Below are 20,482 nucleotides of genomic sequence, written 5' to 3'. Positions count from 1 at the left end.
CTTTTTCTGATCGGAACGCGATCGAAAAGAGCCTAGCGCAAGGGATTACGGCTCCGCATCTTCATGCGGCGTGTCACTCGACGAAGTAATTGTCGTTCTTGACGAACCACTCGCGACGCTCGGCGTCGGTCAACTCTCCGAGCTGGGCCATGCCCTCGAAGTAATGCTCGCGCGGAGCCCCCGGAGCAAACAACATCAGCAGGGACGTCGGCTCGTCGGCCTCGTTGCGGAAGCCGTGGATGCCGCCGGGCGGCACATACAGGAAATCGTTCGGGTGCCCGTCGGTCCAGTCCCTGCCATCGTAGAGCCGGACGGTTCCGGAGAGGACGAAGAAGGCCTCACTCATCGCACGGTGGAAGTGTGGTCCCGGCCCTCCGCCCCTCGGCGCGATCTCCACGCGGTACAGGCCGTAGTCACCGTCGGTCGCCTGTTGGGACGCCAGGTAGTGATACTTCACCAGACCGAAGGATTCGTAGTCCGGCGGCTCGTCGCCGCGCTTCAGCCAGGCGCTGGTTTCCGGCTCGTCATCGCGGTAGCGGGGCGGCGGATAAGGCGGCACATTCCGCGGATCCACGATGAGTGACATCACGGCCAGCCTGCCACAGTCGGCTGACCCGGGAAGACCACTCCGGTCAACTCCTCGGACACCGCCCATAGCCGGCGTGGGATCGCGGTGTTGTGCGACTGCTTGCTGGAGCCGACCAGTTTCGGATGACCGCGTGTCTCGCCGATGCCGTTCGGGCCGTAGTACTGCCCATCCTGCACCGCCGGATCGGTGGCGGCGCGCAGGGTGGGCAGGGCGCCCTTGGCCGGGCTCTGCGAGAAGACGCCGGCCGACGCTGCAACTCGTAGGTGAACGACAAGTTGGCGAGCTTGGACTGGCGTGCTCGACGGTCTCCGCCCGGCGTGACGACCTTGCACTCTCCCTGGTCGAGTGCTAAGAATGCTGTTGGCACTCGCGACCGGCGAGTGCTAGGTCGGGACGGTGAGGCAGGAGCCGCACCTGCGGGAGCACAACTCCAGCCGTCCGTCGCGGGCACTGCACCCGGCCGACAAGACGTGCATCCCCAATCCGGAGGAACACTTCGCAATGGCCAAGACAATTGCGTATGACGAAGAGGCCCGCCGCGGCCTCGAGCGGGGCTTGAACAGCCTCGCCGACGCGGTAAAGGTGACGTTGGGCCCCAAGGGTCGCAACGTCGTCCTCGAGAAGAAGTGGGGCGCTCCCACGATCACCAACGATGGCGTGTCCATCGCCAAGGAGATCGAGCTGGAGGACCCCTACGAGAAGATCGGCGCCGAGCTGGTCAAGGAAGTCGCCAAGAAGACCGACGACGTCGCTGGAGATGGAACGACGACGGCGACGGTTCTCGCCCAGGCGCTGGTGCGCGAGGGTCTGCGCAACGTCGCTGCGGGCGCGAACCCGATGGCGCTCAAGCGCGGCATCGAGAAGGCCGTCGAGAAGATCACCGAGACGCTGCTGAAGTCGGCCAAGGAGGTCGAGACCAAGGAGCAGATCGCTGCCACCGCCGCCATCTCGGCCGCCGACACCCAGATCGGTGAGCTCATCGCCGAGGCCATGGACAAGGTCGGCAACGAGGGTGTCATCACCGTCGAGGAGAGCAACACCTTCGGGCTGCAGCTCGAGCTGACCGAGGGCATGCGCTTCGACAAGGGCTACATCTCGGGTTACTTCGTCACCGACGCCGAGCGTCAGGAAGCGATCCTCGAGGATCCGTACATCCTGCTGGTCAGCTCCAAGGTGTCGACCGTCAAGGATCTGCTGCCGCTGCTGGAGAAGGTCATCCAGTCCGGCAAGCCGCTGCTGATCATCGCCGAGGACGTCGAGGGCGAGGCCCTGTCGACCCTGGTGGTCAACAAGATCCGCGGCACCTTCAAGTCCGTCGCCGTCAAGGCTCCGGGCTTCGGTGACCGTCGCAAGGCGATGCTGCAGGACATGGCCATCCTCACCGGTGGTCAGGTCATCAGCGAAGAGGTCGGCCTGTCTCTTGAGACCGCCGACGTCGCGCTGCTGGGCAAGGCCCGCAAGGTCGTCGTCACCAAGGACGAGACCACCATCGTCGAGGGTGCCGGTGATTCCGACGCCATCGCCGGTCGCGTGGCCCAGATCCGCGCCGAGATCGAGAACAGCGATTCGGACTACGACCGCGAGAAGCTGCAGGAGCGCCTGGCCAAGCTAGCCGGCGGTGTTGCGGTGATCAAGGCCGGCGCTGCCACCGAGGTCGAGCTCAAGGAGCGCAAGCACCGCATCGAGGACGCCGTTCGCAACGCGAAGGCCGCCGTCGAGGAGGGCATCGTCAGCGGTGGCGGTGTCGCCCTGCTGCAGGCCGCCCCGGCGCTCGACGAGCTCACGCTCGACGGTGACGAGGCCACCGGCGCGAACATCGTGCGGGTAGCGCTGTCGGCTCCGCTGAAGCAGATCGCCCTCAACGGTGGGCTCGAGCCGGGCGTGGTGGCCGAGAAGGTCGCCAACTCGCCTGCGGGCACCGGCCTCAACGCCGCCACCGGCGAGTACGAGGACCTGCTCAAGGCCGGCGTGGCCGACCCGGTGAAGGTGACGCGTTCGGCGCTGCAGAACGCGGCGTCCATCGCGGCGCTGTTCCTGACCACCGAGGCCGTCGTCGCCGACAAGCCGGAGAAGGCGGCCGCTGGTGCGGCCGACCCGACCGGTGGCATGGGCGGCATGGACTTCTGAGTCCCACGGAAGGGCCCGGTCTGCTTCGGCAGGCCGGGCTTTTTCGTTGGCGCACGCAATGTCGCTCTGAGAGCGCCTCCGCGGCTATATGTCCACGGCGACGCTCTCAGAGTGACGTTGCGATCGGACGTCGATGCGCCCTTCTCCGGATGACCGACCGAATGTCCGCGAACACCACATCCCAGCGATGCACAACATCCTCATAGGTCAGCCGAATCACCAAAAACCCCAACCCGATCGCGACTCTGTCCCGGGTACGGTCCGATTGGTACTTCGACAGGTGGTGCTCACGGCTATCGGCTTCGATGATGAGGCGATCGCCGACGAGGAAGTCGACGCGCCCGACACCAGGAATCTTGACTTGACTCTTCAGTCGGATTCCGGCGGCCCGCAGTCGCAGTCTGATCATCGTCTCCGTACCCGACTCGCTTCTGGGGTCGCACCACTCGGCGAGGTCAAGGCGTGCAAACCGCGACGCTGCCACAATCGATCTCGCTTCCGCCATGTCGAGGATCCGCTTGTTCAGCATCGAGTCCAGCACGATGATCAACCCCTCCCTGTCGAGACAGTTCGCCGCAGACGCCGCCGCGATCTCAATGGGGTCGATCGCATTGAGAGTCGGCGGATCCAGACGGTGGGGATGGCAAGAGCGAACTCCGGGACGCGACCGGCGTGCTCGTGCCGAATACCGGACGTGCAACTCGGAATCGGGAACCCAGACATGACACAGGCGCAAAGCCGACACGCAACTCAGTACACCCCCGGCGGCGACGGCGCGGACGACATAAGGGTGGGCGGACGGACTGGCGTACCAACCCCGCCGAAGGGGTCGCCAACCCTGCGCGAGCGTCTTGATCTGCGAGTACGACCATCCTGCGGTGCGCAATTGTGCCGTGGACACAACGCCGCCGTTCGCCTGAAGGATGCGCTCGATCTCCACCGCTTCATCGCAGCCCACCACCTCGGCCAGCCGAAAGTTATCCGTCGCCAACCTGTGGATAACTTGCTGGCAGTATCGGCGTCGTGATGGACCGCGCGACGCCGCCGCTGAACGCCGACGAAGGAACGACGCTGAGTGCGTGGCTGGACTTCTACCGCGCGACGCTGGCGTTCAAGTGCGACGGGTTGTCCGACGCCGACGTGCGCACCGCGTCGGTACCGCCGTCAAACTTGACGCTGCTGGGCCTGGTGCAGCACATGGCGGAAGTGGAGCGCAACTGGTTCCGCCGGGTGTTGGCCGGCGAATCCGCCCCGCCGATCTACGATCCGACCGCTGATCCCGCGGGACACGACGGCGGCTTCGACGTGTCCGAACACTCGACACTGGTTGACGCTCAACGAATCTGGCGCGACGAAATCAAGCGCGGCCGCGCGAACTGTGCGACCCGCGGGCTCGACGACACCAGCCCGTTCATGGGCGGCGAGGTCAGCCTGCGGTGGATCTATCTGCACATGATCGCCGAGTACGCCCGCCACTGCGGCCAGGCCGACCTGATCCGCGAACGCATCGACGGTGCGACCGGCATCTGATTCGAGCCGGGCTTCACTTCTTGAGCGGCACGCAGTCGTGCAGCCCGGCGGGGTCGGTGGTGGGCGAGTCGGCGGTCGCCTTGCGATGCAGCACCGCGCGGGTCGGTTCGATGGTCAGCGACTCCTGCGACGAGTGCGCGCGGCCGTCGACGATCAGCGAGTAGCCGCCCGGATCGCGCGGCGGCCAGACGAGCGTCACGTCGGCGTGCCCAGTGGTGTTGTCGCGGGTGTGCCGCCCGACCGCACCGACATCCAGACAGCCGTCGCGGAACACCGGCTCGACGAAGACCGTATGCGCCCGGAAGTCGTCGCCCACCGAGATCAGGTACGCGAAGGTGAAGTCGGCGAGCTTGTCGGCCAGTTGGTCGAGATCCACCTTGACGCTCATCCTTCGAGAATAGTGCGCCACCGCCGGACGTTAGCTTTGGTCATGCCATTGCCCCCGCCCTCGTCGACCACCACCGCCGTCGTCACCGGCGCCTCCTCGGGCATCGGCGCCGACATCGCCCGCGAACTCGCGGCCCGCGGCCACGGTGTCACGCTCGTGGCCCGCCGCGAGGACAAGCTGCGCGAGCTGGCCGCCGACCTCGGCACGAGCGTGCGCGTCGAGGTCGTCGCCTGCGACGTGGCCGACCCTGATGCGCGTGCCGGCCTCTTCGAGGAGATCGAGTCCCGCGGGCTGACCGTCGACATCCTGGTCAACAACGCGGGTATCGGCACCCTGGGCTGGATCGCCAAGGCCGACGTCGCCGACGAGATCGCTCAGGTGCGCGTCAACGTCGAGGCGGTCATCGACCTGACCACTCGGGCGGTGCGCCAGATGGTGCCGCGCGGTCGTGGCGCGATCCTCAACGTCGGGTCGACCGCCGGCTTCCACCCGTTCCCCGGCCAGTCCGGCTATGCGGGGACGAAGGCGTTCGTGAAGGCCTACACCGAAGGTGTGCGCGCCGAACTCACCGGCACCGGCGTCACCGTCGCGATGCTCGCACCCGGCCCGGTGCGCACCGAGTTCCTGCAGTCGGCGGGCATGGACGAGCGGACCTTCGCTCAGGCGTTCCCGAAGTTCATGTGGATGCCGTCGCGCGACGTCGCCCGTGTCGGCGTCGAGGCGCTCGAAACCGACAAGGGCACCGTGATCGCGGGCTTGCCGAGCCAGGTCAGCACCCGCCTGCTGCAACTACTGCCACGCCGCATCCTGCTCAGAGTGCTGGCCGGTCAGCATCCGGCGCTGCGCCGCGATCGGGTGCGCAGCTGAGGCTGGCCGGGTGCGACGCGCGTCAAGCCACAGGCGCGGGTCGCCGGCCGCGGATCAACCTGCCGGGCCGCGCCGCCGTGGGGAACCCGTTCTCGGCGATGATCTCGCCGGAGACGATCGTCGCGACGTAGCCGTCGGCGGTCTGGTCGAGCCGTCGGCCTCCGGCAGGCAGGTCGTGGGTGATGACGGGCTTGTGCAGCGTCAGCGCGGCGTGGTCGATGACGTTCAGATCGGCCTTGTGACCCACGGCGATTCGACCGCGGTCGGCCAGCCCGGCTACCCGTGCCGGCACGGAGGTCAGCTCGCGCACCGCTTCGGCGACGGTGAGCCGTCCGGTCGGCCGGTCGCGGGTCCAGTGCGCCAGCAGGAAGGTGGGAAAGCTTGCGTCGCAGATCATTCCGTAGTGGGCCCCGCCATCGCCCAAGCCGAGCACGACGTCGTCGCGGCGCATCAGCTCACCGACGGTGTCCAGCGAGTTGTTCTCGTAGTTGCCCATCGCGATCAGCATCATCGCGTGGCCGTCGTCGTCGAGCAGGCGGTCGTAGGCCTCCTCGGCGGGCGAGACGCCGCGCGCGGCCGCCCGAGCCGCGATCGACGTCGACGCGTCCGGTTCGTAGTTCGGCTCGTCGTCGAGCGGGAAGATCCACCGCCACGCCTGCGCCATGAACATCAGCGGATGTCCTTCGGCGGTCGGGTTGTCGGCCAGAATCCGTTGTCGTACCTCCGGTTTGCGCATCTCCGCGACGCGCTCGGCCAGCGGCAGGTGCGCGATCTGCCGGTAGCTGGGATAGAGCACGAACGGATGCCCGGACAGCTCGAGGCCGATCACCATGCCGATCGGCCGCGGGAAGACCTGGGTGCTGATGTTCGCGCCTGCTGCGTTGAACTTCTCCACCAGCGTCATGGCCTCCGGCCAGATCGGCTCGCCGGAGTTATCCGTCAACAGCGAGAAGGTCACGGGTAGCCCCACGTCCTGGCCCACCTCGAACACCTGGCGCAGCACGCCCTCATATCCGCCCGCGGCGATGTCGGGCACGAACTGGATCAGCCCCCCGCCGCCGTCGGCGATGCCGTTGGCGATCGCCGCGATCTCCTCCTGTGCAGCCTCATACGTCGGGATCTGCGCGCCGCTCTCGGTCTTGTGCAGGACGAACCGCGAGGAGGCGAATCCGAGGGCGCCGACCTCGACCGCCTCCTTGGCGAGCGCCCGCATCCGCGCGAGGTCCTCAGGCGTCGCGGGCTCACGGTCCGCACCGCGCCGGCCCATCACGTACACCCGCAGCGGGGAGTGCGGAAGGTACGCGGCCACGTCGATGTCGCGATGCCGCGCGTCGAGCGCGTCGAGATACTGCGGGAACGTCTCCCAGTCCCACGGCAGGCCGTCGACCATCACCACGCCGGGGATGTCCTCGACGCCCGCCATCACGTCGACCAACACCTCGTGGTCCTCGGCGCGGCACGGTGCGAAGCCGACCCCGCAGTTGCCCATCACCGCCGTCGTCACACCGTGCGCCGACGACGGTGTCATGCGATCCGACCAGATCGCCTGCCCGTCGTAGTGCGTGTGCAGGTCGACGAATCCGGGAGTGACCAGCAGGCCTGTCGCGTCGATCTCCCGCGCGCCCGTGCCGACAGGAACGGAGCCGACGGCCGCTATCACCCCGTCGGAGACCGCGACTTCGCCGACGTAGGGCTCACCGCCGAGCCCGTCGACGATGGTGCCGTTACGGATGACGAGTTCGAAGGTCATACGTCGAATCTACGATGATCGCGTGATCGATCACTTCGGAATCAACTGCGCCGACTGGGAGAAGTCGAAGGCGTTCTACGACAAGGTGCTCGGCGTGCTGGGCTACAGCAGGCAGATGGACTATCACGTGGCCATCGGATACGGCAAGGACGGTCATCCGGACTTCTGGATCGCCGACATGAACACCGGCGACGCGGCGGGCCCCAACCGGGAGACCCACTTCGCCTTCCGGGCCGCCGACGCCGACGCCGTCCGGGCCTTCTACGACGCCGCCCTGGAGACGGGCGCCGAGTCGCTGCACGCACCGCGGCTGTGGCCGGAATACCACCCCGGCTACTACGGCGCTTTCGTCCGCGATCCCGACGGCAATAACGTCGAAGCCGTGTTCCACGGTGCCCAACCACCCGGCTGACGTCGTACCGTCAAGGCATGGCTGACTCAGACCTCGCAGCGGTGCGCGACCTGCTGCGCGACGCGTTCACCCGGCAGATCGAGCACGTCGAGGAACTCACCGACGGGTTGACCGACGAGGTGGCGTTCTACCGCCCGACGCCGACCGCCAACAGCATCTCGTGGCTGGTCTGGCACAGCGCGCGCCAACACGACGTCCAACTCGCCGACATCGCGGGCACCGAACAGGTCTGGCTGCGCGACGGCTGGGTCGACCGGTTCGGCCTCGACCTGCCGCGGGACAGCATGGGCTACGGCCACAGCCCCGACGAGGTCGGCCGGGTGCGCGCATCGGCGGACGTGCTCGCCGGCTACGCGCACGCAGTGCACAAGGTGACGCTCGAGTACATCGCCTCCGTGACAGCCGACGAGCTGAGCCGTGTCGTCGACGACAACTGGGATCCACCGGTGACCGTCGGGGTGCGCCTGATCAGCATCGTCGACGACAGCGCGCAACACCTCGGCCAGGCGGCCTACATCAGCGGTATCACGTGATCCGGTGGTGGCCGTCGATCGGCCTCGCGGCGATGCTGCTGCTGGGCTGGGCGGTCGGGGATTCGTCGACGCCCGTCGACAAGTGGTTCCAACAGTTCAACACCAGCCCGCTGCGCTGGCTCGCCGTCTTCGCCGACCCGCGCCTGCTGGTCGGGACGCTGGTCGCGGTGGCCGTCGTCGCGCTGTGGCAGCGGCGCTGGCGGTTGGCGGCCATGGTGGTGGTGGCCCCGGCGGTGGGGCTGGTGTTCGTGCGTGTCCTGAAGCAGATCTTCTACCGGCAGAAGGGGGACGGCGGGCTGGCCTATCCGAGTGGCCACATCACCACGACCACGATCGTGATGGGGCTGGTCATCATGGTGGCCGGCGCCGCGTGGTGGGCGGTGGCGATCGCCGTCGGCGCGGTCGCACTCGCGATGCTCGGGGTCGGGACGACGTATCACTACTTCACCGACGTCGTCGGCGGACTGCTCCTCGGGTCGGCGCTGGTCTGCGCGGCGGCGGTCATCGCCCGACGGGACTTGACACGTGTCAACCCCCGTGCGATCTACGTCACACGCCGCGGTTAACATGAGGTCATGACCGCGACGTCCGACGTTGAGCTGCCCGACACCAGCACCATCCGCAATCCCGCCACCGGCGCCGTCGCCGGCACCGTGCGCTGGACCGACCCCGCCGACGTGCCTCGCATCGCCGCCGGGCTACGCGAGGCGCAACGGCAGTGGGAAGCCCGCGGCGCGAAGGGCCGCGCGAAGGTGCTGGCCCGCTACGCCGTCTGGCTGGGCGAGCACCGCGACGAGATCGAGGAATTGTTGATCAAGGAGACCGGCAAGTCGGCCGTCGACGCCGCCCAAGAGGTGCCGCTGCTCATCATGATCGCGTCGTACTACATCAAGACGATGGAGAAGGCGCTGGCCCCGGAGACCCGGCCTGCCGCGCTGCCGTTCCTGGCGATCAAGAAGATCGAGGTGCACTACCGGCCGCGGGCCGTCGTCGGCATCATCGCGCCGTGGAACTATCCGGTCGCCAACGCGTTGATGGACGCCATCGGTGCGTTGGCCGCGGGCTGCGCCGTGCTGCTCAAGCCGTCGGAACGGACGCCGCTGACGGCCGAGTTGCTGCTGCGCGGCTGGCTGGACTCCGGTGCCCCCGAGGTGCTGGCGCTCGCGCAGGGCGCTCGGGAGGTGTCCGAGGCGGTCATCGACAACTCCGACTACATCCAGTTCACCGGATCCAGTGCGACGGGCGCCAAGGTGATGGAACGGGCCGCCCGCCGGCTCACCCCGGTCAGCCTAGAGCTGGGCGGCAAGGATCCGATGATCGTCCTCGAGGACGCCGACGTCGAGCTTGCCGCGCACGCCGCGGTGTGGGGCGCCTTCTTCAACGCGGGCCAGACGTGCGTGTCGGTGGAGCGGGTCTACGTCGTCGAGTCGGTGTACGACCAGTTCGTCGACGCGGTGGTGCGTGATGTCGAGAAGCTCAAGATGGGCGCAGGCGACGGCCACGACTTCGGATCGCTCATCGACGAGAGCCAGGTGGACGTCACCGCCCGCCATGTCGACGACGCACTCGCCAAGGGCGCCCGCGCGCTGACCGGCGGCAAGCGTTCCGACGGCACGGGCAACTTCTACCCGCCGACGGTGATGGTGGACGTCGACCACACGATGATGTGCATGACCGAGGAGACGTTCGGGCCGACGCTGCCGATCATGAAGGTCGCCGACGCCCGCGAGGCGGTCCGGCTGTCCAACGACAGTCCCTACGGTCTGTCGGCCGCGGTGTTCTCCAAAGACGTCGACCGCGCCAAGGACGTCGCCGTGCAGCTGGATTGCGGCGCGGTCAACATCAACGACGTGATCTCGAACCTGATGTGCACCACCGCGCCGATGGGCGGCTGGAAGACCTCGGGGATGGGGGCGCGCTTCGGTGGCGCCGAGGGGCTGCGAAAATTCTGCCGCCAGGAGGCCGTGGTCGCGCCGCGCACCGCCGTCGGGGCGGGTGGCAACTACTACAACAATTCGCTCAAGGCGCTCAAGCGGATGAACTCGTTGATGACCAAGCTGGCGCTCGTCACGCCGAAGCGGACGGCCAAGTAGGGCACTTCAGCATTCAGCTTCGCGTCATCTCGGCGACCGCGGGCGCCGCCACGTTCCACGTGCTGAGTAAGTTCGACTACGGCATCAACGCCCACGAGGACAACGAGGACCATCCGGACTAGGAGGACGCGCGTGCGGTTGGTGGCGACCGTGCTGTCGTGGCTCGTCACCACTGTCCTGCTCGCCGTGGCGGTGCCGACGATGTGGGCCGAGCGCAATGTGGTCGACGCCAATGGGTTTGCGGCGTTCGCCGCGTCCGCGGCCGAGGACCCGCAACTGCAGCAGGCGATGGCCGGCGTGCTCGCGACCGAGGTCACCGGGTTGCTCTCGGAGTACGGCCAGGTCAGCAACGACGAACTGATCAGCGGGGTGGCATCGGCCTACACCACCAGCCCGTCGTTCCCCGGGCAGTTCGCATTGGCCAACGCCGTCGGCCACCGCTGGATGTTCACCGACTCGGCGCAGCAGGTCGACGGAACAGATGAGTGGGTGGTCGACCTGAGCCCGATGCTGGCCGACGAATCGTTCCGCAAGACGTTGGCCACCTTCAACGTCGAGACCCCTGCCACCGTGCCGGTCCCGTTGGAGGTCTCGGAGAACCTGCGGCCCGGTCAGCTCAAGCCGATCGCGACGTGGGGTCCGTGGATCAGCGTCGGATCGGCGATCCTGACCGGCGTGTTCGCGTTGCTGACGCTGGCCGCCGCGCGATCGAAAGGCAAAACTCTTGCAGCACTCGGTATCTCGGCACTGCTGGTGGGCGCCGCCGGCTGGGCCGGCGTGGAGGTCGTGCGCCGCCACGTCAACGACTCGCTGAACAGAATGTCCGGTGACATCCGTCAGGTGGCCGACGTGATGGTCAACCACGCCGAAGACAGCCTGCACCACTGGTTGAACCTCACCCTGGCCACCGGGGGAGTGCTGGTGGTGTTCGGCGTGTTGGTGTCCATGCTGGGCGGACTGCGGCGGCGCGAGGTATAGCCCGCTAACGTCGGTTCATGCCGTTCGTCTCGGACATCGTGGGACCGCAACGGCCCGTCGCGACGTGGCCGCCCCTGGTCGCCGGCACATTGCGCCGCACCAGCACCATCGACACCCACCCGGTCGGCGCCGCCGGTTCCGACGTCGACCTGCGGGCCCGCGACATCGCGGTCTGCGCGCCGGACGCCGTGGACATCCGTGGCGAGGTCCGGGTGCGCGCACACCTCGCCGAGCGTGTCATCGACGGCATCAACCCACACGACGCCCGCCTGAACCGGTTGATCGGCAGTCGGGTCGGGCCCGGTTTCCGGTCGACGATCGCGAAGCTGCTGCCCGAGGAGAGACCGGACAGCCTGCTTCACCTGCTGCTCGACGACTGGGTCGGAGCGGCGCTGGTCTCCGGATACGCCCTGCAGCACAGGGCCATCACCGCGGGCGTCGAGGAGCCGTTGCCGCCCGGCACGGCCGACCGGATGGCGGGTATCTGCGCAGGCTTCGCGCCTGACGCCGCGCTCGTCGACTTCGCGCGGCGCGCCGGCACCATCCCCTCGGTGCACGGACCGGTGGCGCCACCGCTGCACCACGGCGGTCTGCACGCCGTCGAACCGCTTCGCGCGCACGGGATGCGGCGGCTGCGGCGGCTGGATCTGCGGCAGGCCCGCGACGGGGCGGCCGACTTCGACGCCCACTTCCGCGACTCGCACGTCGACGGCGACGGCGTGGAGACGGTCGTGCACGAATACACCGTCGCAGGCACGGTCGATATCGCGACGCGAACCGTCACCGCCATCTCGGCGGACTACCACGTGCTGCCCTGGCAGGAGTGCCCCGGTGCCATCACCAGTGCACACCGGGTGCGCGGGATGACCGTCGCCGAGATCCGCGACCGGGTGCGCGGCGAGTTCGTCGGGACCAGCACGTGCACCCACCTCAACGACACCCTGCGCGCAATCGGTGACCTCGAGGCGCTGCTGTCAGGGCTCGATGACGTGTGACGGGTCGGGCCGCTTCTCCGGTGGCGCCTGGCTGTAGTCGCCCCACGGACCGTCGCGTCTCTCCACCGCGCGCCGAACCCCTTGCTGCTGAGCGGTTTCGATGAACTCGAGCGCCTCCGGAGTGTTGCGCATCAGGCCGTCGAGAATGCCGCCCAGCGTCTGCGTTGAAGCCAGTCCCATGTTCTCGTACGCCTGGTTGACGATCAGCTTCTGCGCCTGCAACTGCGACAGCGGAATCTGCGCGAGCTTCTCGGCGACCTCGCGGACGCGGGCTTCGAGCCGCTCGAACGGAACGGACTCGTTGATGAGTTCGACGGCGGCGGCTTCCTTTCCGGTCAGCGGCTCCCCGGTCAGCGAGTGCCACTTGACCTTCGCCAGGCTCAGCCGGTACAGCCACATCCCGGTCAGGTAGGCGCCCCACATCCGGGCATACGGTGTGCCGATGACGGCGTCGTCGCTGGCGATCACGATATCGGCGCACAGGGCGTAATCGCTGGCGCCGCCGACACACCAGCCATGCACCTGGGCGATGACTGGCTTGGACGCCCGCCAGATCGCCATGAACTTCTGCGTCGGGCCCGTCTCGCGGGCGCTGACCATCGCGAAGTCCTTGCCCGGGTCCCAGCGTCCCTCGGTGTTCATCGCATCGCCCCACTGGGTGAAGCCGCCGCCGAAGTCGTATCCGCCCGAAAACGAGCGCCCGGCGCCGCGCAGCACTATCACCTTGACAGCGGGATCGCGTTCGGCCAGACCGATGGCCCTCTCGATCTCGTCGGGCATCGGCGGGACGATGGTGTTGAGGTGCTGCGGACGGTTCAGCGTGACGGTGGCGATCGGCGGTTCAGCGGCGTAGAGCAGTGTCTCGAACCGCGGTGCTGTCGACATGGCTGAAGTCTGGCACCCGACGGTTCAGTCAGCGATAAGGGCGCGGGCCTGAGGATCGTCACGCCTGCCCTCCACCACTGAAGTCCGACGTCGCACGCGATTAGGTGTGGCTACCCTCGCCATGATCACCAGATGCTATGTTTTGGCTTCCCTAACTCAGAGGTGCATATGAACCGCGTTCTCGCCTGGACGGCTCCGGTTGCCGTGGCCGGCATGCTGCTCTCCGGATGCTCCAGCGACAACTCCTCCTCCGGTGAGACGACGTCGGCCGACGCCGCCACAACCAGCGCCTCCGCAGCGGTCGCCCCGGCGGTCCTGGACAAGGCGGCTGCCGAGTACAAGGGTTACGCGACGGCACAGATCGACGAACTCGTCGGCGTCGTCAAGACCTTCACCGACGCCGTTCGCGCCAACAATCTGCAGGCCGCGCAGGAGGCCTATGCGCCGTCGCGCCAGCCGTGGGAGCGCATCGAGCCGCTGGCCGGTCTGGTGGAGGAGATCGACGGCAAGATCGACGCGCGTGTCGACGACTTCGCCGGTGTCGACGATCCGGCCTTCACCGGCTGGCACCGCCTCGAGTACCTGCTGTTCGAGAAGAACACCACCGAGGGCGGCGCGCCGTTCGCCGACCAGCTCGATCGGGATGTCGCAGCACTCAAGGAGCAGTTCCCCAGCGTTCGGGTCAAGCCGGTCGACGTCTCGACCGGGGCGGCCGAACTGGTCGAAGAGGTTTCCGAGGGCAAGATCACCGGTGAGGAGAACCGGTACGCCAAGACCGACCTCTGGGACTTCGACGCCAACATGCAGGGCGCGCAGGTCGCCGTCGACAAGCTCAGCCCCGCTCTCGAGCAAGCCGATCCGGCCCTGCTGGGCAAGATCGACGCCGGGATCACGCAGGTGTTCGACACCATGCGGCCGCTTCGGCGCGGTGACGGCTGGGTGCTGTACTGCACCCAGAACGACCCCTACCCGTCGTCGCGCTGCCCCGAGGTCACGGTGACGCCCGACGTCATCGACCAACTGAAGGCCCAATTGGCCGGACTGTCGGAGAACCTGGCGCAGGTGTCGGGAGTGCTGAAACTGCAGTGACCGAGCGGCACCCGGGCATCACCCGCCGCGGATTCGTGACCGGCGCGCTGGGCACCGGTGTCGCCGTCGGCGCGGGTGCCGCGCTGTCCGCGTGTACCCCGGCCGGCCCGGCCGCCGCGCCGTCGCCTGCCTTCGTGCCCTTCGAGGGTGCGTATCAGACCGGCATCACCGCGCTGCCGATTCCCGAGCAGGGACTGGTGGCGTCATTCAACGTGCTGTCGAGGAACCGCGCCAGACTGAAGACCGCGCTGCAGGAACTCACCGACGAGATCCGCGCGCTGATGGCCGGTCAGCCACCCGAGGTGCGCGATCCGCAGTTTCCGCCGGTCGACTCCGGCATCCTCGGCGAGAAGCCGCCTGCGGACAACCTGTCGATCATCGTCGGCGTCGGCGCCTCGCTGTTCGACGACCGGTTCGGACTGGCCGACCGCAAGCCCAGGGAACTGGTCACCATGCCGTTCCTGGCCAACGATCGCCTCGATGCGAACCTGTCCCACGGCGACCTCTCGATAGTGATCGAAGCCGGCCACAACGACAGCGTGATCTTCGCGCTGCGTCAGCTCATGCGGCGGACCCGCAGCGATCTCGTGCTGCGGTGGATGATCGACGGTTACGCCAGGGGCATCGGCGCCGGCCGGGTGTCCGACGAGGCCACCCCCCGCAACCTCCTCGGCTTCAAGGACGGGACGGCCAATCTCGACGTCGACGACGACGCGCTGATGGACCGTCACGTGTGGGTCGGGCGCGACGACGGCGAACCGGACTGGGCCGTGGGCGGGTCATACCAGGCGATCCGCATCATCCGGATGTTCGTGGAGTTCTGGGACCGCACCCAACTCGTCGAGCAGGAGGCGCTGATCGGGCGCGACAAGGTCAGCGGCGCACCGCTGGGTCTGTCCGGCGAGTTCACCGACCCGAACTACCCGGAGGACCCCCACGGCAAGCGAATACCGCTCAACGCCCACATCCGACTCGCCAACCCCCGCACACCGGCGACCGACGAAAACCTCATCCTGCGCAGGGGGTTCAACTACTCGCGCGGCTTCGACGGCGCGGGGCGACTCGACCAGGGGCTGGCCTTCATCTCCTATCAGCGCAGCCTGGAGAAGGGCTTCCTGGCGGTGCAGAACCGGCTGAACGGTGAACCGCTCGAGGAGTACACCCTGCCGGTCGGCGGCGGTTTCTTCTTCGCCCTGCCCGGCGTGACCGGACCGGACCGCTTCCTGGGCGACCGGCTGTTCAGCTGAGCACCGACCACAGGTACTGGTAAATCAGCGCCGCCCGGAACGCCGACTGCGCGTTGTCGGCCGCACCGCCGTGCCCGCCTTCGATGTTCTCGTAGTAGTGCACCGGCTGGCCGGCGTCCTCGAGCGCCGCGGTCATCTTGCGCGCATGGCCCGGGTGCACGCGGTCGTCGCGGGTCGACGTGGTGATGAGAACGGGCGGGTAGCGACGGTCGGACGAGATGTTCTGATAAGGCGAGTATTTCGAGATGAATGCCCAGTCGTCGGGATCATCGGGGTCGCCGTATTCGGCCATCCACGACGCCCCGGCCAGCAGCAGATGATAGCGACGCATGTCGAGCAGCGGGACGCTGCACACGAGTGCGCCGAACAGCTCGGGGTACCGCGTGAGCATGACCCCCATGAGCAGCCCACCGTTGCTGCCGCCCTGTGCCCCGAGCTGCTCGACGGATGTGATGCCGCGTTCCACGAGATCGGTTGCCACCGCGGCGAAGTCCTCGTACACCAGGTGCCGGTTCTCCCGCATCGCCTGGGTGTGCCAGGTCGGGCCGTACTCGCCGCCGCCGCGAATGTTCGCCAACACGAACGTGCCACCCCGCGACAGCCACAACCGGCCGAGCACCCCGAGATACCCCGGCGTGTTGGCGACCTCGAAGCCGCCGTATCCGTTGAGCAGCGTCGGACCGGGTGCCTGCTGGTGCCGATGCCCGACAACGAAATACGGTATCTGGGTACCGTCGGCCGACGCGACGAAGTGCTGGCTGACCTCGAGGTCGGCGGCGTCGAAGAAGGACGGGGCCCGCTTGATCTCGCTCACCACGCCGCCGGCGTGGCCCCACAGCAGTCGGGACGGCGTGTCGAATCCGCTGGCGTCGAGGAAGATCTCGTGACCGTATTCGTCGGCGTCGACGAGCACCGTGTTGGTGTTCGGCGGCACCCCGTCGATCGGCGCGCGCTCCCATGATCCGGGTGTCACCAACTCGACGCGGCTGACCACATCCACGAGGGTGATCAGCACAAGGTGATCGCGGGTCCACGCGTAGTTCTCGAGGCTGGAGTGTGCGTCGGGCTCGAACACCACGCTGAATTGCACTGTGCCCGAAAGGTACTGCTCGTAGTCGGCGGCCAGCAGCGATCCGGCCGGATACGTCGTCGCCCCCACGGTCCAGTCGGTCCGCGGGCGGATCAGCAACCAGTCGCGGTGCACCGAGATCCCGGCGTCGGTGGGAACGTCGATTTGGATCAGGTCATCACCGCGCAACTCGTAGCGGTACCGGTTGAAGAAGTCGACCGAACGCGTGATCAGCAGGCGTTCATAACCCGGGGTCGGATCGTATCCGCCGCTCACGCTGACGTCGGCGGTCTCGCCCTCGAACAGCGTCTGCGCCTCCTCGAGTGGTTGTCCCCGTTTCCACCGCTTGACGATTCGCGGGTAACCGGAGTCCGTGAGCGACCCGTCGCCGAAATCCGTGCCCACCAGCACGGTGTCGTGGTCCTGCCAGACAACGCTCGACTTGGCCTCCGGCAGCGTGAATCCCTCAGTGACGAACTTCCGTGTCTGCATGTCGAATTCGCGTACGACGGTGGCGTCGGCTCCGCCGCGGGACAGCTCCACCAGGGCCAGCGAGTAGTCGGGCTCGATCACCTCGGCGCCCGCCCACACCCAGTTCTGATCGTCCACGCGCGCCAGCTCATCGACGTCGATTACGACGTCCCAGTCGGGCTGCTCGGTGCGGTAGCTCTCCAGCGTGGTGCGCCGCCACAGGCCGCGCGGGTTGTCGGCGTCGCGCCAGAAGTTGTACAGGAACTCGCCGCGCCGACGGACGTAGGGAATGCGGGCATCGGTATCGAGCACCTCGAGTGCCTCCGCGCGCATCTGCTCGAACTGGTCGCCGCCGAACCGCGCGATGGTGGGTTCGTTGTGTTCGCGCACCCAGTCCAGCGCGTCGTCGGAGCCGATGTCCTCGAGCCACAAGTACGGGTCGGGGTCAGTCTGCTCTTCGCGCGAGCGCTCATCGGTATCCACGACAACCATTGTGGCGGTGCGGCGTAGTGTGAGCTCGTTCACACTCGAAGGGAGTCACCGATGACCGTTTACGCCCGCCCTGGTTCCGCCGACGCCCTGATGTCCTTCGAGTCGCGCTACGGCAATTTCATCGGCGGTGAATGGGTGCCGCCGGCGTCGGGCGAGTACTTCGAGGATCCGACCCCGGTGACCGGCCAGGCGTTCTGCGAGGTGCCGCGATCGAACGAGGCCGACATCGACAAGGCGCTCGACGCCGCGCACGGTGCTGCTCCGGCCTGGGGCAAGACCGCCGCCGGTGAGCGCGCGAACATCCTCAACAAGATCGCCGACCGCATCGAGGAGAACATCGAGTCGCTGGCGCTGGCCGAGGCGTGGGACAACGGCAAGCCGATCCGCGAGACCCTCAACGCCGACCTGCCGCTGGCCGTCGACCACTTCCGCTACTTCGCAGGCGCCATCCGCGCGCAGGAAGGCTCGTTGAGCCAGATCGACGACGACACCGTCGCCTATCACTTCCATGAACCGCTCGGCGTAGTCGGCCAGATCATCCCGTGGAACTTCCCGATCCTGATGGCCACGTGGAAGTTGGCGCCTGCGCTGGCCGCGGGCAACGCCGTCGTCCTCAAGCCGGCCGAGCAGACGCCTGCGTCGATCCTCTACCTGATGTCGTTGATCGGCGACCTGTTGCCCGCCGGGGTGGTCAACGTGGTCAACGGCTTCGGGTTCGAGGCGGGCAAGCCGCTGGCGTCGAGCAACCGGATCGCCAAGATCGCCTTCACCGGGGAGACCACCACCGGACGGCTGATCATGCAGTACGCGTCGCAGAACCTCATCCCGGTGACGCTGGAACTCGGCGGCAAGAGCCCGAACATCTTCTTCTCCGACGTGATGGCCGCCGCCGACGACTACCAGGACAAGGCGCTCGAGGGCTTCACGATGTTCGCCCTCAACCAGGGCGAGGTGTGCACTTGCCCGTCGCGCAGCCTCATTCAGGCCGACATCTACGACGAGTTCCTCGAACTGGCCGCCATCCGCACCAAGGCCGTCCGCCAGGGCGATCCGCTGGACACCGAGACCATGATCGGATCGCAGGCGTCCAACGACCAGCTGGAGAAGGTGTTGTCCTACATCGAGGTCGGCAAAGACGAAGGTGCGCGCGTCGTCACCGGCGGCGAGCGCGCTGAACTCGGTGGTGACCTCAACGGTGGCTACTACGTGCAGCCCACGATCTTCGAGGGCCACAACAAGATGCGGATCTTCCAGGAGGAGATCTTCGGTCCGGTTGTCGCGGTCACGTCGTTCAAGGACTACGAGGACGCGATCAGCCTCGCCAACGACACGCTCTACGGGCTGGGCGCCGGCGTGTGGTCCCGTGACGGCAACGTCGCCTACCGCGCCGGCCGCGACATCAAGGCCGGCCGGGTGTGGACCAATTGCTACCACGCCTATCCGGCGCACGCGGCTTTCGGCGGCTACAAGCAGTCCGGCATCGGCCGCGAGAACCACAAGATGATGCTCGACCACTACCAGCAGACGAAGAACCTGCTGGTGAGCTACAGCAACAAGGCCCAGGGCTTTTTCTGACGAGCGCTTGCGCGAGGAAACAAGGAATCTGACGGCGAGGAAGCGACGAACCTGAGGTGTTCAGCCCCCGCGAACGTGACGCCACCGTCGCGCCCGACGCCGAGCGTGATGCCACGGTCACGCGCGATGGCACTCGGGCGCCGCCGCGCGCGCTGATCACGCGGGCCGCCGCGGACCTGCTCTTGACGTTGCAGGCTCGCCACGGCGCGCTCATGTTCCACCAGTCCGGCGGATGCTGCGACGGCTCGTCGCCGATGTGCTACCCCGACGGCGAGTTCGTTGTCGGGGACCGCGACGTGCTGCTGGCGGTGCTCGACGTCGGGGCGGGGGTGCCGGTGTGGATCTCCGGCCCGCAGTTCGAGGCGTGGAAGCACACCCAGCTGGTGATCGACGTGGTGCCCGGACGCGGCGGCGGGTTCAGCGTCGAAGCGCCGGAGGGGGTGCGGTTCCTGTCGCGTGGGCGGGCGTTCACCGACGCCGAGAACCGGTTGCTGGCCGATCACCCGCCGGTCACCGGTGCGGCCTTCGCACAAGGTGCACGGCCTGCGGCGGCGGACACCCACATCGTCGGTGATGCAATCGATGCATGTCCGATACCTGACGCGCCGAGCGGCTAACGGGTAGGGCGCCGCCGGCCGCGTAGCCTCGTGTCCGTGATCCCGCTGCCTCGGGCGTGGTTGCTGACGAGCGCAATGCTCGTCGGCACGGCCGTTGGGCTCATCATTGGGGTCGCCGCCACGCTGGTCATCGATGCGGCGGTCCGCCCCGACGTGGTGGTCGCGCTGGTCGTCTGGGTGCCCGGAGCGCTGGGCATCCTCACGATCCTGCTGTCCGGACGTCGATGGGTGACGACCGTCGGTGCTTTCCTGCTGGCGATCGCGCCCGGCTGGTTCGGTGTGCTGGTCGCGACCCAGGCGGTGCACGGTGCCTGATACCGACACCTATCCGACGCAGCCGTACACGCCGACGTTCGACACGGGGGAATTCGCGGCGCCGGCGTCGGTGGCCCTGGACGTGCCGTCGGAGCCGTTGCCGATACCGGCACCTCCGATCGTCGTGCCGGGCAACTTCGTCTATCTCAAACGGTGGATGTTCGCGCTCGTCGTGTCCGGCGTGTGGATGCTGGCGGCCGCGGCGGGTGGGGGCCTCTATCACTGGTGGTTCCACTCGCTGGACAAGACGGCGCCCGTCTTCGTCGTCCTGGTGTTCGTCGTCACGACGACCGTGATCGGGTTGCTCGTCAGCATGTCGCCGAACCGGCCGCTGCTCTCGGCGCTGGGCATCGCGGTCACGTCGGCACCGCTCGGGATGGTCGCGGGCGCGGCGGTGTTGCACGGGATTTACTTCTGCGAATGGGCCAGCCGCTGTTTCGCGGGCGTCATCCCTTACTAG

Annotated in this window: 21 protein-coding genes and 1 pseudogene; 15 read left to right on the top strand and 7 right to left on the bottom strand. The window is 67.6% G+C overall.

The features are described from left to right. Nucleotides 1-73: 73 nt before the first annotated feature. Nucleotides 74-586, bottom strand: a complete 513-nt coding sequence (locus K3G64_RS06340; RefSeq protein WP_238889766.1) for a cupin domain-containing protein — start codon at nt 584-586, stop codon at nt 74-76. Continuing rightward, nucleotides 586-825 (bottom strand): annotated as a pseudogene (locus tag K3G64_RS06335) (hypothetical protein); the annotation flags it as partial. The gene K3G64_RS06340 and the pseudogene K3G64_RS06335, both read right to left, overlap by 1 nt. A 265-nt stretch (nt 826-1,090) precedes the next feature. Here K3G64_RS06335 and groL point away from each other — a divergent pair. Beyond that, entirely contained in the window at nt 1,091-2,716 is a 1,626-nt protein-coding gene (groL, locus tag K3G64_RS06330) for a chaperonin GroEL (RefSeq protein ID WP_238950456.1), read from the top strand. 106 nt (nt 2,717-2,822) lie between these two features. On the opposite strand, the gene K3G64_RS06325 is transcribed toward groL, so the two are convergent. Further along, nucleotides 2,823-3,707, bottom strand: a complete 885-nt coding sequence (locus tag K3G64_RS06325; RefSeq protein ID WP_238889765.1) for an endonuclease domain-containing protein — start codon at nt 3,705-3,707, stop codon at nt 2,823-2,825. A 35-nt stretch (nt 3,708-3,742) separates the two neighbouring features. Between K3G64_RS06325 and K3G64_RS06320 the strand changes: the two genes are divergently transcribed. Continuing rightward, nucleotides 3,743-4,246, top strand: a complete 504-nt coding sequence (locus K3G64_RS06320) for a DinB family protein (RefSeq protein WP_238950454.1) — start codon at nt 3,743-3,745, stop codon at nt 4,244-4,246. Nucleotides 4,247-4,259: 13 nt separating this feature from the next. On the opposite strand, the gene K3G64_RS06315 is transcribed toward K3G64_RS06320, so the two are convergent. Beyond that, nucleotides 4,260-4,634, bottom strand: a complete 375-nt coding sequence (locus K3G64_RS06315) for a pyridoxamine 5'-phosphate oxidase family protein (protein ID WP_238889763.1) — start codon at nt 4,632-4,634, stop codon at nt 4,260-4,262. A gap of 42 nt (nt 4,635-4,676) precedes the next feature. Here K3G64_RS06315 and K3G64_RS06310 point away from each other — a divergent pair, with 42 nt between their 5' ends. Beyond that, a complete protein-coding gene (locus K3G64_RS06310) occupies nt 4,677-5,501 on the top strand; it encodes an SDR family NAD(P)-dependent oxidoreductase (protein ID WP_238889761.1) in 825 nt (274 codons plus the stop codon). A 22-nt stretch (nt 5,502-5,523) separates the two neighbouring features. Here the strand turns inward: K3G64_RS06310 and K3G64_RS06305 are convergent, their stop codons facing one another. Next, entirely contained in the window at nt 5,524-7,251 is a 1,728-nt protein-coding gene (locus K3G64_RS06305; RefSeq protein ID WP_238889759.1) for an N-acyl-D-amino-acid deacylase family protein, read from the bottom strand. Between the two features lie 22 nt (nt 7,252-7,273). Here K3G64_RS06305 and K3G64_RS06300 point away from each other — a divergent pair, with 22 nt between their 5' ends. The 6 genes from K3G64_RS06300 (at nt 7,274) to K3G64_RS06275 (ending at nt 12,262) form a co-directional block, all read left to right on the top strand. Then, nucleotides 7,274-7,663: a VOC family protein gene (locus tag K3G64_RS06300; RefSeq protein WP_238889757.1), complete on the top strand. Its 390-nt coding sequence runs from the start codon at nt 7,274-7,276 to the stop codon at nt 7,661-7,663. A gap of 17 nt (nt 7,664-7,680) precedes the next feature. Beyond that, the gene (locus tag K3G64_RS06295; RefSeq protein WP_238889755.1) at nt 7,681-8,196 is read left to right on the top strand and encodes a mycothiol transferase; all 516 of its coding nucleotides are present in this window, start codon (nt 7,681-7,683) and stop codon (nt 8,194-8,196) included. Next, a complete protein-coding gene (locus tag K3G64_RS06290; RefSeq protein WP_238889753.1) occupies nt 8,193-8,762 on the top strand; it encodes a phosphoesterase PA-phosphatase in 570 nt (189 codons plus the stop codon). Before K3G64_RS06295 ends, K3G64_RS06290 begins: the two co-directional genes overlap by 4 nt. Nucleotides 8,763-8,771: 9 nt before the next feature. Then, nucleotides 8,772-10,289, top strand: coding sequence for an aldehyde dehydrogenase family protein (locus K3G64_RS06285; RefSeq protein ID WP_238889752.1), 1,518 nt, complete (start codon nt 8,772-8,774; stop codon nt 10,287-10,289). 132 nt (nt 10,290-10,421) lie between these two features. After that, a complete protein-coding gene (locus tag K3G64_RS06280; protein ID WP_238889751.1) occupies nt 10,422-11,267 on the top strand; it encodes a hypothetical protein in 846 nt (281 codons plus the stop codon). A 17-nt stretch (nt 11,268-11,284) separates the two neighbouring features. Next, a complete protein-coding gene (locus K3G64_RS06275; RefSeq protein ID WP_238889750.1) occupies nt 11,285-12,262 on the top strand; it encodes a DUF2889 domain-containing protein in 978 nt (325 codons plus the stop codon). On the opposite strand, the gene K3G64_RS06270 is transcribed toward K3G64_RS06275, so the two are convergent. Continuing rightward, entirely contained in the window at nt 12,242-13,147 is a 906-nt protein-coding gene (locus K3G64_RS06270; RefSeq protein WP_238889749.1) for a crotonase/enoyl-CoA hydratase family protein, read from the bottom strand. The genes K3G64_RS06275 and K3G64_RS06270 overlap by 21 nt on opposite strands. Before the next feature lie 168 nt (nt 13,148-13,315). On the opposite strand from K3G64_RS06270, the gene K3G64_RS06265 reads away from it, so the two are divergent. Continuing rightward, nucleotides 13,316-14,236, top strand: a complete 921-nt coding sequence (locus K3G64_RS06265; protein WP_238889748.1) for an EfeM/EfeO family lipoprotein — start codon at nt 13,316-13,318, stop codon at nt 14,234-14,236. Continuing rightward, entirely contained in the window at nt 14,233-15,483 is a 1,251-nt protein-coding gene (locus K3G64_RS06260) for a Dyp-type peroxidase (protein WP_238889747.1), read from the top strand. Before K3G64_RS06265 ends, K3G64_RS06260 begins: the two co-directional genes overlap by 4 nt. On the opposite strand, the gene K3G64_RS06255 is transcribed toward K3G64_RS06260, so the two are convergent. Then, entirely contained in the window at nt 15,476-17,515 is a 2,040-nt protein-coding gene (locus tag K3G64_RS06255; protein WP_370647170.1) for a prolyl oligopeptidase family serine peptidase, read from the bottom strand. The genes K3G64_RS06260 and K3G64_RS06255 overlap by 8 nt on opposite strands. 51 nt (nt 17,516-17,566) lie before the next feature. Between K3G64_RS06255 and adh the strand changes: the two genes are divergently transcribed. From adh to K3G64_RS06235, 4 genes are all read left to right on the top strand, one after another. After that, a complete protein-coding gene (gene adh / locus K3G64_RS06250) occupies nt 17,567-19,090 on the top strand; it encodes an aldehyde dehydrogenase (RefSeq protein ID WP_238889745.1) in 1,524 nt (507 codons plus the stop codon). 152 nt (nt 19,091-19,242) lie between these two features. Beyond that, a complete protein-coding gene (locus K3G64_RS06245; protein WP_238950452.1) occupies nt 19,243-19,707 on the top strand; it encodes a DUF779 domain-containing protein in 465 nt (154 codons plus the stop codon). Between the two features lie 36 nt (nt 19,708-19,743). Next, nucleotides 19,744-20,022, top strand: coding sequence for a putative holin (locus tag K3G64_RS06240; protein WP_238889743.1), 279 nt, complete (start codon nt 19,744-19,746; stop codon nt 20,020-20,022). Continuing rightward, complete coding sequence (locus K3G64_RS06235; RefSeq protein ID WP_238889741.1) at nt 20,015-20,482, top strand: hypothetical protein; 468 nt, start codon at nt 20,015-20,017, stop codon at nt 20,480-20,482. The genes K3G64_RS06240 and K3G64_RS06235 overlap by 8 nt, the downstream gene beginning before the upstream one ends.

This window comes from Mycobacterium sp. IDR2000157661, from assembly GCF_022317005.1.
Classification (GTDB): domain Bacteria; phylum Actinomycetota; class Actinomycetes; order Mycobacteriales; family Mycobacteriaceae; genus Mycobacterium.
This window is presented reverse-complemented; position numbering and strand designations above follow the sequence as displayed.

Coding starts and splice junctions, on each gene's coding strand:
- K3G64_RS06340 (WP_238889766.1), bottom strand. CDS start 586: ATGTCACTCATCGTGGATCCGCGGAATGTGCCGCCTTATCCGCCGCCC.
- groL (WP_238950456.1), top strand. CDS start 1,091: ATGGCCAAGACAATTGCGTATGACGAAGAGGCCCGCCGCGGCCTCGAG.
- K3G64_RS06320 (WP_238950454.1), top strand. CDS start 3,743: ATGGACCGCGCGACGCCGCCGCTGAACGCCGACGAAGGAACGACGCTG.
- K3G64_RS06315 (WP_238889763.1), bottom strand. CDS start 4,634: ATGAGCGTCAAGGTGGATCTCGACCAACTGGCCGACAAGCTCGCCGAC.
- K3G64_RS06310 (WP_238889761.1), top strand. CDS start 4,677: ATGCCATTGCCCCCGCCCTCGTCGACCACCACCGCCGTCGTCACCGGC.
- K3G64_RS06305 (WP_238889759.1), bottom strand. CDS start 7,251: ATGACCTTCGAACTCGTCATCCGTAACGGCACCATCGTCGACGGGCTC.
- K3G64_RS06295 (WP_238889755.1), top strand. CDS start 7,681: ATGGCTGACTCAGACCTCGCAGCGGTGCGCGACCTGCTGCGCGACGCG.
- K3G64_RS06285 (WP_238889752.1), top strand. CDS start 8,772: ATGACCGCGACGTCCGACGTTGAGCTGCCCGACACCAGCACCATCCGC.
- K3G64_RS06275 (WP_238889750.1), top strand. CDS start 11,285: ATGCCGTTCGTCTCGGACATCGTGGGACCGCAACGGCCCGTCGCGACG.
- K3G64_RS06270 (WP_238889749.1), bottom strand. CDS start 13,147: ATGTCGACAGCACCGCGGTTCGAGACACTGCTCTACGCCGCTGAACCG.
- K3G64_RS06265 (WP_238889748.1), top strand. CDS start 13,316: ATGAACCGCGTTCTCGCCTGGACGGCTCCGGTTGCCGTGGCCGGCATG.
- K3G64_RS06255 (WP_370647170.1), bottom strand. CDS start 17,515: ATGGTTGTCGTGGATACCGATGAGCGCTCGCGCGAAGAGCAGACTGAC.
- adh (WP_238889745.1), top strand. CDS start 17,567: ATGACCGTTTACGCCCGCCCTGGTTCCGCCGACGCCCTGATGTCCTTC.